Here is a 13132-nt window from a genome sequence, read left to right as displayed (position 1 = left end):
AATCACTCCCGTTCCTATTCTTCAGCTGTACTTAGAGGAAGGCCTACTGCGTATAAAAGTTCTGTTTTAGATATGTGCGTATCATAAATTGCGTCAACAAGCTGAGTTCGAGCATTGGTGAGAGCTACACGAGCATCAAGAACATCTATATTTGTGCCTACCTGGGAACTATACCGTTTTAAAGCCATACGATAGTCTTCTTCGGCACTTTGCACCTGATCCGCAGCGACAGATATCCGTTGCGAAGCAGATTCCAGGTTAAGTTTCGCGACAGAAACTTCCAAGTTAATCTGTTTTTTAAGGTCTTCTGTCCTGAAAAGGAACTCATTTGCTGTCGCCTTCGCTTCTTGGCCCTTGGCCTGACTCGCTCCACCATCGTAAAATCTCCAAAGTGCTGTAAGTGAGATTTTCCAGTCATCTTTTTCGCTTGGGAAAAAAGTGTTATCAGCAACATAGCTCTCAGCCTGCAAAATCACCTGCGGTTTGCTTTGTGCTGCCGCCGCCTTAGAAAGAGATAGAGATGCTTGAACAGCATGGTCTAAAGCTTGAAGCTCTGGCCTGATTTCTAGGGCAAGAGTAAAAGGATCCTCAATTATAGGAACATCGGGTCGAGACTGATCTGGATCCGGCAAAGCATATTGAGAATGCAAAGAGACCCCTACAGCTCGTTCTAAGGCACTCCAGGCCACATCTACTCCATTGGCAGCCTTTATTCTGTTTAGCTCGGCTTCCGACACATCTACACGAATTCGCAAAACCTCATTTTTAGCTACAACACCATGATGATAAAAAGACTCCACTTGCTTCAGGTGTTCTTTTGTGAGATCTAATACATCTTCCGCTACAGCAAGTTTTGCTCGAGCTCGCTGAAGATTGTAATAACTCGCTAATACATTGCTTTCCACAGTCTGTGATACCCTGGTTTCTTGTGCTTTTGCCCCCTCTAAAGCCAATTTCTGACTCCGCACAGAGTTTTCTACAGCGCCGCTACTATAGAGAAGGTAGTCAAGAGATAGTGCTGCACGATAGGTTTTTTCAAACCCCGCTATAGCCTCTCCCCCCGTAGGAATTACAGGATACCTTGGCTCCTCACCTAATTGTTGGTACGTTAAAGACGCTGCCAATTGGGGTTTTTGTGCTGATTTGGAACCTAAGTACCTGGCTTGCGCCTGATTTACTCGCTCTGCCTCTGCCGCCAGGATTGGATTGTTTTCCTCTGCAAGCTCCAATACTAGCGCCTCTGTGAGAGATTCTCTTTCCTGAGCCAATAAAATTTGCTTTTTCGAAAAGAGGCAAGCGAATAGTGCTATTATCGCAATCACATAAAAATATTTTCTATGGCGCATATGGTGCCCCTCCTTTAAGGACTCGTGTTACTAAAAATTTCCAAGAACGTTTAGCTTCATCGACAGAGAGGGTTGTTCCTACGTTAGAGACTAATCCCGCAATAAAGTTCTCGAAAATTTGAATCAGTTCTTTAAGAGAAAGTCCTCCCGCTCCATATTTCAGGGAGGGATACATCCTCATAAGAATAGACTCAAATTCTTCCACAAAGGATAGACTAATAAGACGATTCAAATCCTGAATTTCTTTATTGCCCCTAATAGACTCCAAGGCCATATGGACGCTGAACATTCGCCACAACCGGTCTTTCATCACTGCATCAATAAGTTGCTCTCCTCGAGCAATGAAAAGCCCCTCTCGTTCTTCAGGCTTTTCTGGCTGTTCTGGAACCATAATATGACGGATACGCTCTACCTCTTCTTTTATAACCGCTCTATAAAGATCGAGCTTCCCCGGGAAATGCCAATATAATGCCCCTTTACTCAAACCCGCTTCTTTTACAAGGGCGTCAATACTTGTTCCATAGAACCCTTTTTCGGCAAAGTGCTCGCGGGCTATAGAAATAATAAGAGCTTTTGTATCTTGTCCGCTGTCTTTCACTTCCTCACCTCCCGACCGTTCGGTATGTGGATATCATAGGCCATACTGATCGGTCTGTCAAATGGAAGACATAAAAAGCGGGTTACCCTAAAGGATAACCCGTGCCAACTAGAGTCTTTTAAGAAAGGGATAAGATGTTTCGAGCTATTTCAAAATAAACGATGAGCCCAAATACGTCTACGATAGTTGTAATAAAGGGACCAGACATTATTGCCGGATCTATATGAAGCATTTGTGCAATGAAAGGTAATAAAGTTCCAGCCATGTTCCCAAGAAGAACTACGGCGATGATGGCAAAAGCAACTGTCAAGGCCACTCCATATCCTGTATGAAGCATATAGGCTCTTCCAAGACCAAAAATGGCTAGAGCTCCCCCCAGCAATATCCCGGTAAGAATCTCCCTGAAAATCACCTTGCCAATATCTTCCCACTCTATATCGCCGAGGGTCAAGCCGCGGATGACAAGAGTTGAGGCTTGGGTGCCGGCATTGCCCCCGGTTCCTATAAGTAGAGGAATAAAGAAGGTGAGTGCTACGACACTCTGGAGAGCGAAGGAATACCTCTTTAATACTACTGAAGTTACCGCCTCTGTTAAAATACAGATAAAAAGCCACATGAAACGTTTTCTTGCTAACGTAAATACACTCGCATCAAGATAGCTTTCTTCTACCGGCTGGATACCTGCCATTCGTTCGAAGTCTTCCGTTGCCTCTTCCTCGATGATGTCAAGAACGTCGTCAAAGGTTATTATGCCAACAAGCCGCTTCTCGGTATCTACGATAGGAATGGCCTGCAAGTCATATTTCGACATGACCTGAGCCACTTCTTCCTGGTCTGTAGTCGTTGTAGCGTAGACAGGATCATCCATAACAGCCCCCACCAAGGTGTGAGGTTCTGCCATAATAAGGGTTTCCAGATCGACAACGCCTTTTAGGTAGCGTTGTGTGTCAACAACAAAACAAGTGTAGATGGTTTCTTTGCTGCGCGCATTCCTCCGAATTCGACCAACAGCCTCTTCTGTTGTCATTTCCTCTTTCAAATCTATATATTCCGGGGTCATTATTCTCCCCGCAGAGCTTGGGGAATAATTCAGCAGCATGTTTGCTACTTTGCGTTCATCTGGGGAAAGGCGCAATAGAAGTTTTTTCACGGTTTTCGCGGGCAGTTCATCGAAAAGAGCTGTTCTGTCGTCATCTGACATTTCTTCCATAATTTCTGAAACTTCACTATCAGAGAAATGGGCCAGCATTTCTTCTATCTCTGTGCTGTCCATAAACTCAAACACTTCTATGGCCAGGTCTTTTGCTAAAAGCCTGAAGAGAAAAACCCGTTCAACAGGAGGTTTTTCACCCATTATTTCAGCAATGTCAGCAGGCTCCATAGTGCTTAGCAGCTCTTTCAAACTTTTAAACTTTTTAGCCTGGAAAAGCTTATCGATGCTTTCGAGAAATTTGTGGTGCAAATCATTCATCGGCATCTCCCCCCTTTGTTACAGTTTTTTTAAAGGGTGAGAATCAGTTCACACCCGACGGGCGTCGGGCGTTATCGAACCTGCCATGAGGAGTGAAAACGTACTCGACGCCAGTTAGTTCATTAAAATTTTAATGTAGTTACACGATAAAGGGACTAAACCGCTATCCATGTGTCGCTCCTTTTAGAAAAGAAAGCTGCTTTAATTAAGATAGCATACGGGGCTTTTTAACAAAACGCCCCGTATGTATTGTGTTTTTTGTAAAAAACTAACGTTTGGAGAACTGACGAAGCCCACGAGCACCTTTCTGACCGAATTTCTTTCTTTCGACCATGCGAGGATCCCGAGTAAGCAACCCAGCTTTTTTAAGAGCGGGGCGCAGTTCCGGATTCAGTTTTAAAAGGGCTCTTGCTATACCAAGGCGAACTGCTCCAGCTTGCCCGGTAAGACCGCCCCCATTGGCACGGACAAAGACATTCACTCTACCCTCAATACCCGCAACTTTTAAAGGGGCAAGGGCCTGAGACTGCCAGACCTCGCGAGGGAAATAATCTTCAACCGTTCTTTCGTTGATTTCTATAGATCCATCACCCGGGCAAACTCTTACTCGAGCAATAGCATTTTTACGTCTTCCTGTTCCCCAAAAATAGGAAGGAGTTGGCATTCTTGTTCCTCCTTTCTCAAATTAGATATCAAGAGCTACAGGCTGCTGAGCTGAGTGCGGATGATGATCCCCTGCATATACCTTAAGTTTCCTCTGGAAGTTAAGGCGTGATTTGGGAAGCATTCCCTTCACGACGAGCTCCATAAGCCGCTCTGGTTTTTTTGCAATCATTTCACCGTAGGTCTGGCTCTTAATACCGCCAGGGTGCCCCGTATGGTGATACCTTCTGGTGTTCATTAATTTATTCCCCGTTAATTTCACCTTCTCTGCGTTAATAACGATGACAAAGTCTCCACAATCAACGTGAGGGGTGTAGGTTGCTTTATGTTTTCCCATGAGAATTCTGGCTACCTTTACAGCAAGACGTCCCATAGGTTTATCGGTAGCATCTACTACATACCACTCGCGAACAACTTTTTCACGAGTAGCCATGTAGGTACGATTGCTTGCCATGTTCATTTCCTCCTTTAACTTCAAGTAAATTTATAGAGAAAAGTTCAAAGAACGCCGACTCTTGCGGAAGCTGCATTCTTTTAGCCGCATCAGGGAATGGTGGCGGCATTCCCGCTAAAAAACACATCTTCTTCACAAAAAGGCATTCGTAGAACCAGCTTATTTTACACGTTTTAGCCTCGGGTTTTCAATAATCCCTGGCAATCTTCCTCTTTTTGCTATAGGAATTCCATCTACAACCTTCAAGTCCATGGTCATATCTCGTGGAGTTCCATGGGCAATATAACTTCCTACGCCAAAAGAATCAACCCCTGCTTCAGAAAGAACTCTAATTCGTTCGGGGTTAAGGCCACCGGAAGCAATAATCTTTACATGGGAAAAGCCTGCAATATCTAAACGATAACGAACCTCTCTAACCAGTTCAGCAGTAACTCCCCCACGTTCTCCAGGAGTGTCAAGACGAACTCCATAAAGACGATTTCCGAGTGCTTGCGCTACTCGCAAAGACTCTTCCGCTTCATCCTTAAAAGTATCAATAAGGACAATTCTAGGCTCTCCTTCAGGAATTTCTTCATCATAGAACCTAGCCAGTTCAACTGTATCTCCAACAATAAGGACGGCAGCGTGGGGAACGGTCCCCATAGGATTGTGGCCAGCCAGTTTCGCGCCAAGCATGCAGCTCGCGCCGGAGCATCCGCCGGCTTCCATTGCAACACGCTCCATAACAGGCGCAATAGCAGGATGGACATGTCTCGCCCCAAAACAAAGGACAGGCTTGCCATCAGCTGCCTCTACGCACTGCCGAGCAGCTGTGGCCCAACCGCTTGAACTAGCCAAAAAACCAAGTAAGACGGTTTCATACAACCCAAATTCAGAATAAGGCCCGCTTATTCTCATAACGACTTCTTTAGGAGTAAAAGTGTCTCCTTCGTTTAAAGAATAAACTGAAACATTTTTATGTCTCAAAATTTGCATTGCCTCGGTCAAACCGGCATAAACGCCATTACCTCGAGCAAAGAATTCTGCAACCACAGGCGTATTAATCTTTCCGGCCCGGCGCAACACATCTCTCGTTTTCAAAAAATACACATCGGTAGTGAGGCCGCTCATGATTTCCTCGTGAGTGGCACTGTACAAACGGTCCATATCAACCGTAATAGAGGAGATATCCTCCAGGGAATCAAGATTCCCGTTTTTTACCATATCCATTCTCCTTTATTTTGACATCATTACGAGGACAAGAGACGTTAGCATGAAAAGACTGGTCAGAACAACCGTTATTTTCGTTAAGCCACTCAATCGCTGCCACTGGCTTCCACCCATGTCAGCTTGCGTTCCACCGCCAAAGATACCCGAAAAGCCGCCTTCTTTACGTTGCTGAAGAAGTACTATGCCAATCAATGCAATACTTAAAACCATATGCACGACGCCAATGAACATTTTCACCTTCTACACCCCCTACACACTATACGACACTGAAAATACAGACAGTAGATTATTTTATCATATTTGTTGATGAATAATATGTATTAATTGATAAGAAGCTATAGCCCTATGGGATATTCGAGCTTTTATTTTATCAGGAAGGTCTGCAAAAGGACGTTCGTACCCATGGGGAATAAAAAGCGGATCGTATCCAAAACCGCCTCTACCGCTCCTCTCGTGAGCAATCCTTCCCCAGCACTCACCTTCTGTAATCAAAACCAGTCCATTCTCTGGAAGGCAAAGAGCGAAGGATGCCACGTATTTGGCTACCCTATCCTCAATTCCTTCGAGGGATTTTAAGAGCCATTCATTCCTCCCATCTGTAGAGGGGGCTACCCGTGCGGAAAAGATACCTGGCTTCCAGCCTAAGGCACGCACTTCGAGACCGCTATCATCTGCTAAAGCAGGTATCCCTGTCTTTTTTGCCCACGTCACAGCTTTGATATAGGCATTCCCCATATAGGTTTGTGCTGTTTCTTCTACATCAATGGCCTGGCACTCAGGGCCAAAGATAAGATGTATCTGGAGAGGAGCAAGTAGTTCCGCAACCTCTTCGTACTTGTTTCGATTACTACTTGCAAAAACTACAGATTTTCCCGACGCAAGCATGTCGTTCCTCCTCGCTAATCTGAAGAACCTCAGCTTGACTGAACATTATAGTTTGAATTCCATCTTCAGCCAGATCGAGCATAGCGTCGAATTCATCCCTGGCAAAAGTCCCCCGCTCCCCTGTGCCCTGTATTTCAATAAGCTGTTTGTCCCCGTTCATCACCACATTGCAGTCTACATCAGCGCAGCTGTCTTCTTCGTAACAAAGATCAAGAAGAAGGCTTCCTTCTATTTTCCCTACACTGACGGCGGCCACAAAAGACTTTACCGGAATTTTCTCTATCACGTCCTGGGCTTTCAGGCACCGCATAGCGTCGAATAGGGCTACAAAGGCTCCGGATATGGCTGCTGTACGCGTTCCACCATCTGCCTGGATAACATCGCAGTCAAGCCATATGGTTCTCTCTCCCAGAAGAGAAAGATCCGCGGAGGCTCGAAGAGAGCGGCCAATAAGGCGCTGTATCTCATGACTTCTCCCGCTAATCGCTCCTTTTGAGGTCATCCGTGATGTCCTCTCTGCTGTAGCACGAGGCAACATAGCGTATTCTGCGCTTATCCACCCCTGGCCAGACCCCCTCAGAAAAGGAGGAACCCTGTCTTCCACAGACGCCGTGCAAATGACTTTCGTATCACCAAAGCAGGCTAACACTGCCCCTTCGGCATAACAGGTAAAGTGACGCTGGAAGCTGATGGGACGTATTTCATTGAACTTTCTGCCGTCACTTCGAAGAAGAGTGTCTTCCATCACCACAGTCCTTTCTCTTTATGAACGCAGTTCCCAGGGAACTGAAAGATTTACAGGCGCGCCGCTCTGAGGAATCTTTCCTTCAACAAGGAAACGTACCTTTGAAACCGGGGAAAAATTTTCTTTCAGAGTCCGAACAACACCTGTAATGAGCAAGGTGCTAGTTTCTTCTCCAAGAGCATTCAGTGCAGACATGAATCCTCCGCTTATATCAACGTAAGCTGTATCACCGTTCCTGAATATATGGAGGATGTTGACCCCGCGCAAAGAATCTCCGCACTCTTCAAAGAGTTTGAGAATGAGTCGTTCCATGTCATCTTCCATAAGGCTGGAAAGAACGACAATGTCCTTTCGCACCACATCGCCGTTCATGGGAATATATAGAGGGAAGGTGACCTTTCTTCCAGCATTTGTTTCTGAAGCTACGAGCTCAGAAAGCTCTTGCTGATTTTGAACAATTTCCTCCTGGCGGACAAGATTTTTTTTATTTAAAACTTTAAGTGTAAATGATGTTCCCCAATACCCCACCCCGAAAAATAAAAACAAAAGGGCCACCCATGCGATGGCACGGAGGGCAAGAGGGGCTTTTTTTGAAGACTGCTTATCGGCATAACGTCTTCCTCTTCTTGAACGAGGTTTGGGTTTATGTATGGTTTTTGACTCTTCTACCTGTTCGTCGATCTCCTTACGAATTGTTAAATCATCTTCAAAATCATCAATGAAATCATCTTCTCTACGAACCATTTCGTATAGCGCAAATGCGCCACACACCTCCTTTCGCTCTCACCATTCTATCTGCCATTAAAATACGTTTCTACACCCTGTGCAATGGCTTCTGCAAACTGTTTCTGAAAAGATGGCGTCGCAAGTTTTTTTGCCTCGCTACGCTCTGTTAAAAAACCTGTTTCTATAAGAACTGCCGGCATAGTGGCCCCTCGCAACACAAAGAAAGGAGCCTGGGCAACCCGCCTCATATTTATTTTCTGCTTTTGCCCGGACTTGAATAAATGCTCCGCGACTTCTGTACTATCGCTAATTTTCGCATTTTGTTGCATATTCCCAAGAATATTTAAAAGCATTTTAGTCTTTTTATCCACCTGGGCTGAACTTTCGCTTCCATTATCCCCTGTCAACTCACGGTTTTCTATCAATGCGAGCTCCATTGCATCTTTATCAGTGGGCAATGCCATAATATAGATTTCTGTCCCATTGGCATGTCTTCCTTTAGGAAGGGCGTTGGCATGGATGCTGATAAACATGTCAGCTTCCCATTTGTTGGCTAAATCCGTACGTTCCCCTAACTTGAGATATACATCCGTATCACGAGTGAGACGAACTCTGAACCCTCGTTTCTTGACACATTCAGCCAGCTGTCTCGCATATTGCAGATTCAAATCTTTTTCGCGGTAGCCATTCGCCACAGCTCCAGGATCTTTTCCCCCATGACCAGCATCTATTACTACAAGAGGCGCGGATTTCCGAGGAACAACCTTTGCAGGAACAAAAACTGGCTCCTTCGGTTCTGAGGCTTGCTCTGCCACTGGTTTTGGGGCTGGTTTCAAATTTGACACTGCCACTGGCGCAGGCAAGACTTCATTCTTTGGGTTGTAAATATCGACCACGAGCCGAGCAGGGTTAGGAAGGGTGAAAACCTTTAATTCTCCTCCCTTTATAGAGCTCAGCGTAATAATATATTTTCCTTCAGAAGACGCAGTTTCTATTAGGACGTCAGTAGGGAAGGGTGAAAGGGTTTCTGTCTTAGAAAGACTGCCTTCCGTAAAGGCTATCGATACATTTTGCCCCGTTTGACTTGATTGAGGCTCTGTCTCCCCCTGGTAATCGAAAACTGCCCTTATTTTGTCGTCATACCGTCCCCATCTCAGCGCTTTCAGTTCACAAGGCCTCATTCCGCCTGAGGAAACCAAAGAGGCAGGTGTGGAAGATGGCACGACGGGGATACTTGCAGGCAAAATGGCTGCTTCTGCCTCATCCTGCTTTTTCTCAGGGTTTTTCACATTCTTATTCAGAGAAGAAGCCTCTACTGCATCTCCAGCCCAGGATAAAGAAGCGGCGGACCCTGCAGCCTGATAAAGAGCCTGGAGTATTTTAATGGCGGAACGAGAATCCAGCCACCAGTTTCCTCCTTCAAAGACAGGTGCTGATGCCATCGGTACTAGTTGAACATCTAGCCAGACGGCCGTCGCTTTATTAACAAGCTGCAGTTTGTTGTTCTTATAAAAAATTAGCAGGGTATCATCTTTGTGTTCGAGTTTCAATTGCAGAAGACGCCCCATGACACCAATAGAAACCATGGTCATTCGTCCATTATCCCTAACAGGAACTCCGCCGAGGATTCTGCCATCGAGGGCAAGATTCCAGGCCGAATCAGCCATCACTGGAGTGACAGATAAGAAAAGACATAATATGAGAAGAAAAGAAAATATGAATTTTTTATAACCCGGCCGCTGTAACATTATCGATCACCATAGTGCACCCTCCAGTATCGCCAAAAAAGGAAAGGTCGTTGCCTATAAAGACAATGCGGTTGAGCAAGTCGAGCAAATTACCAGCTATGGTCATTCCCGCAACGGGTTGGGCAAATAAACCTCCAGAAAGGCTAACACCTTTTATGCCGAGAGAAAAATCGCCGCTCACAGGATTTACGGTGTGAAGGCCAAGAAACTCCGTTATATAAATTCCACTTTGAACAGAAACAAAGATTTCTTCACTGGAAATATTTCCTGGCTCCATATAAAAATTTGAAATATCCACATCCGGGAGGGAGGAAATACTTCTTGCGGCATTTCCAGTAGACTCTACACCGTCTTTTTGAGCATGTTTAAGGTTGTAGAGGTACCCTTCTACAATGCCCTCTTTCATTAATACGGTTCTTTGACTGGGAACACCCTCTCCATCAAAGGGCACAGTCCCGAGTTTTCTAGGCATCAGCCCATCATCTACAAGAGATAGAAGAGGACTCGCCACCTTTTTACCTAACTTCCCTTTGTAGAGGGATCGATTCTTATGTACATTCGACGCACAAAAAAGCTCACCTATCACAGAGAGAAGAGAAGCGGAAACTTCTGGAGAAAGGACTAATGTATAACGCTTCGTTTGAATGGGACGACCGCCTAAAGTACAGGCTGTTTGTGTTACCGCTTTTTCAACAATACGTTGAAGAGAGATATCTTCCAGGAATCGGAAGTCTTCTCCGTATCCCCCCATCTCCATATTTACCCCATCACTCATGACAAGGCTCAGGCCTGCTGCTACGCCGCTTCCATCATACCAACCTTTTACTCCGGTAGATGCCATGTAAAAGGTTGCCCCTTCCCCATCATTCCATGACGCACTCCGCACAGAGAGAACCCTCGAATCCTTTTTTTTTGCGAGATGGGTCATTTCTGCACACCATTCCTGACGCTGTTCCGGAAGGATAGCGGAAATTTTTTCATCTTTAAGCTCGAGGTTTTTAGCATAAGAAGACTTCCCATTATAAAGTACAGTCCATGGGTCAGGTTCAAGATTAGCGCAATTATGCCAACTCCATTCCACAAGCTGCTGTAAAGAAGATCTGTTGAATGTGTTAATATGGGCCACTCCCTGACGCCCGTCTCTATCAAGTGTACGTATTCCTACGCCCACGGAAAAACCCGAATTGTTCTGTTCTGGCTTTTCATCCCTTAAAGAAAGACTGTGACTTGATCCAAAGTAAAAAAGGATGTCAGCTCCACAGGCTCCTTTTTCAAGAGCTTCTTTTATTGCTAATTCAGCATAACTTTCTACTTCATCACGGTCTGGAACGATCATTCTGGTTTCTTTACCTCTTCTACTATGATTTCTGCGGCTTTCACTGCCTGCTCCTTCGACACATCAAGATGGGTAACAAGACGTACACGGCGTTCTCCCATGGCTGTGAAATAAACTCCCCGACGGGCACAGCTATCTATAAGCGTGGATGCAGTGGGGCCATTTTCGGGAATAGAAAAGAATACCATATTCGTTTGTCTGCCCTTCTCCTCAACGGCCAAACCGCCATCCTGAAGAATATAGGCTATGCGTTTCGCATTCTCATGATCTTCAATCATTCTATCGATATTATGATCTAAAGCATAGAGTCCCGCTGCGGCAATGACCCCTGCCTGACGCATTCCTCCTCCAACTCGTTTTCTCCAATGCCGGGCGCGGTCTATAAAATCAGATGAGGCACAGATAACACTTCCTACGGGAGCCCCTAACCCCTTGGAAAGACAGAGCTGAACCGAATCTACACGGGATGTATAGACAGAGATGTCTGCTCCCCAGGCTAACGCCGCGTTAAAAAGTCTTGCTCCGTCAAGGTGAACAGGCAAACCCATATCTTTTGCCTTTTCTACTGTTTCTGCGAACCTTTCTGGAGAAACAGCAATGCCTCCGCACTTATTGTGGGTATTTTCAAGGCAAAGAAGCCTGGCGGGAGCATAGTGGACATTTTTAGGAAGACACTTTTCACCAATTGATTCTGGAGAAGGGATTCCTGACGAATCGTCCACAAGCATAGGGAAAAGCCCGCCAAGAGCGGAAAGGCCCCCCCCTTCGTAATTGTTAATGTGAGAATAGGTTCCGATAATTACTCCGTCTCCCCGATTACAATGTGAGAGGAGAGAAACAAGATTACCCATGGTTCCGGAAACTGCAAACAAAGCGGCTTCTTTCCCTGTTATTTCTGCAGCTTTCTCTTCCAGCCGCAGAACGGTCGGATCCTCGCTATAAACGTCATCTCCTACTTCTGCCTCATACATTGCCCGACGCATTTCCTCGCTGGGTTTTGTAACGGTATCGCTTTTAAGGTCGATGGGAAAGTACATCTAAGTTCTCCTCCTTAACGTCAATCTGTGTCTTTTAACCTTATTACGTATAATACCATCAATCTATAGGGATATACCTAAACGCGCCCATGGTAGAAAGTCAAACTTTACCCGTATCCCCATAGAAACTCCAGGTCTATTGGTTCCGTGGAAGTCAGATCCCGCAGTAGGGAAAAGGCCCATTTCTTTAGCAATGCGCAAATATTGAAACACCTGCTGAGGAGCGTGACTGGGAGCCAGGCATTCCATCCCCCACAAACCGAGCTCTTTTAATGAACTCAAAATATCAACAAGCTCTCCATAATCATCTGTTGTCTGAACCGGATGGGCAAGAACGGCAACACCCCCTGCCTGATGAATTGTTTCAATGCACTGCTGGGGAGAGAGCCGGTAGCGGGGAACATAGGCAGGTGCCTCTCGCCCGAGGTATCGCTCAAAAGCGGCTCCCATGCTCTGCACATATCCTTTTCTGATAAGGACCCTGGCTATATGGGGACGTGCTATGACCTCTCCCTGGGCCTCAGCCTGCACTTCTTCTATGGAGATGGACAAACCCAGCCGCTGAAGCTTTTGGCAAATTTTGTAGTTTCGCTCATCCCGACCTTCCCGCAAATGCTTCATATGTTTCTGAAAAAGAGGAGAATCCACATCGATTCGATACCCCAGAATATGCATAACACTATGGAAATCCGCAGAAAGTTCAACTCCAGCCACACCACGGACTTCTCTTCGTGCGCATGTCTTTAAGAAGGCTTTTACTCCCTCTGTTGTGTCGTGGTCAGTCAAACTAGCCACAGATAGTCCCTGGCTTTTTGCTTTGAAAGCAAGGGCCCGGGGTGTAATAGTTCCGTCAGAGCATGTGCTGTGAAGATGTAGATCGATGAAAATCATGCTTCTACCCCCTCTGCTTATCT

The 13132-nt window shown here is 45.7% G+C and carries 14 protein-coding genes; all 14 read right to left on the bottom strand.

Annotated elements, in window-relative coordinates; translation table 11 throughout:
* Positions 1–14: 14 nt before the first annotated feature.
* The 14 genes from AMICO_RS01490 to AMICO_RS01425 all read right to left on the bottom strand — a co-directional run bounded on the left by AMICO_RS01490 (position 15) and on the right by AMICO_RS01425 (position 13109).
* A complete protein-coding gene (locus tag AMICO_RS01490) occupies positions 15–1346 on the bottom strand; it encodes a TolC family protein (RefSeq protein ID WP_013047713.1) in 1332 nt (443 codons plus the stop codon).
* Positions 1336–1944, bottom strand: a complete 609-nt coding sequence (locus AMICO_RS09760; protein ID WP_013047712.1) for a TetR/AcrR family transcriptional regulator — start codon at positions 1942–1944, stop codon at positions 1336–1338. The genes AMICO_RS01490 and AMICO_RS09760 overlap by 11 nt, the downstream gene beginning before the upstream one ends.
* A 118-nt stretch (positions 1945–2062) precedes the next feature.
* Positions 2063–3415 carry a magnesium transporter gene (gene mgtE, locus AMICO_RS01480; protein ID WP_013047711.1) on the bottom strand — a complete coding sequence of 451 codons (1353 nt, stop codon included), beginning with the start codon at positions 3413–3415 and terminating at the stop codon, positions 2063–2065.
* Between the two features lie 268 nt (positions 3416–3683).
* Complete coding sequence (rpsI, locus tag AMICO_RS01475; RefSeq protein ID WP_013047710.1) at positions 3684–4079, bottom strand: 30S ribosomal protein S9; 396 nt, start codon at positions 4077–4079, stop codon at positions 3684–3686.
* A gap of 21 nt (positions 4080–4100) precedes the next feature.
* Positions 4101–4532, bottom strand: a complete 432-nt coding sequence (rplM, locus tag AMICO_RS01470; protein ID WP_013047709.1) for a 50S ribosomal protein L13 — start codon at positions 4530–4532, stop codon at positions 4101–4103.
* 159 nt (positions 4533–4691) lie between these two features.
* Positions 4692–5735: a nicotinate phosphoribosyltransferase gene (locus AMICO_RS01465; RefSeq protein ID WP_013047708.1), complete on the bottom strand. Its 1044-nt coding sequence runs from the start codon at positions 5733–5735 to the stop codon at positions 4692–4694.
* Between the two features lie 12 nt (positions 5736–5747).
* On the bottom strand, positions 5748–5972 hold the full coding sequence (gene secG / locus AMICO_RS01460) for a preprotein translocase subunit SecG (protein WP_013047707.1): 225 nt from the start codon (positions 5970–5972) through the stop codon (positions 5748–5750).
* Between the two features lie 63 nt (positions 5973–6035).
* On the bottom strand, positions 6036–6626 hold the full coding sequence (gene rdgB / locus AMICO_RS01455; protein ID WP_013047706.1) for an RdgB/HAM1 family non-canonical purine NTP pyrophosphatase: 591 nt from the start codon (positions 6624–6626) through the stop codon (positions 6036–6038).
* Complete coding sequence (gene rph, locus AMICO_RS01450; protein ID WP_013047705.1) at positions 6589–7371, bottom strand: ribonuclease PH; 783 nt, start codon at positions 7369–7371, stop codon at positions 6589–6591. Before rph ends, rdgB begins: the two co-directional genes overlap by 38 nt.
* Before the next feature lie 18 nt (positions 7372–7389).
* On the bottom strand, positions 7390–8115 hold the full coding sequence (locus tag AMICO_RS01445; RefSeq protein ID WP_041459301.1) for a GerMN domain-containing protein: 726 nt from the start codon (positions 8113–8115) through the stop codon (positions 7390–7392).
* Between the two features lie 47 nt (positions 8116–8162).
* Positions 8163–9845, bottom strand: coding sequence for an N-acetylmuramoyl-L-alanine amidase family protein (locus tag AMICO_RS01440; RefSeq protein WP_013047703.1), 1683 nt, complete (start codon positions 9843–9845; stop codon positions 8163–8165).
* Positions 9823–11181, bottom strand: a complete 1359-nt coding sequence (locus AMICO_RS01435) for a TldD/PmbA family protein (protein ID WP_013047702.1) — start codon at positions 11179–11181, stop codon at positions 9823–9825. The genes AMICO_RS01440 and AMICO_RS01435 overlap by 23 nt, the downstream gene beginning before the upstream one ends.
* Positions 11178–12218 carry a low-specificity L-threonine aldolase gene (ltaE, locus tag AMICO_RS01430; protein ID WP_013047701.1) on the bottom strand — a complete coding sequence of 347 codons (1041 nt, stop codon included), beginning with the start codon at positions 12216–12218 and terminating at the stop codon, positions 11178–11180. The genes AMICO_RS01435 and ltaE overlap by 4 nt, the downstream gene beginning before the upstream one ends.
* A gap of 63 nt (positions 12219–12281) precedes the next feature.
* On the bottom strand, positions 12282–13109 hold the full coding sequence (locus AMICO_RS01425; protein ID WP_013047700.1) for a PHP domain-containing protein: 828 nt from the start codon (positions 13107–13109) through the stop codon (positions 12282–12284).
* Positions 13110–13132: the final 23 nt, after the last annotated feature.

Origin of the sequence: Aminobacterium colombiense DSM 12261 (assembly GCF_000025885.1) — a bacterium.
Lineage (GTDB): Bacteria > Synergistota > Synergistia > Synergistales > Aminobacteriaceae > Aminobacterium > Aminobacterium colombiense.
The sequence above is the reverse complement of the archived record's forward strand: the minus strand, read 5'-3'. Positions and strand labels throughout refer to the sequence as shown.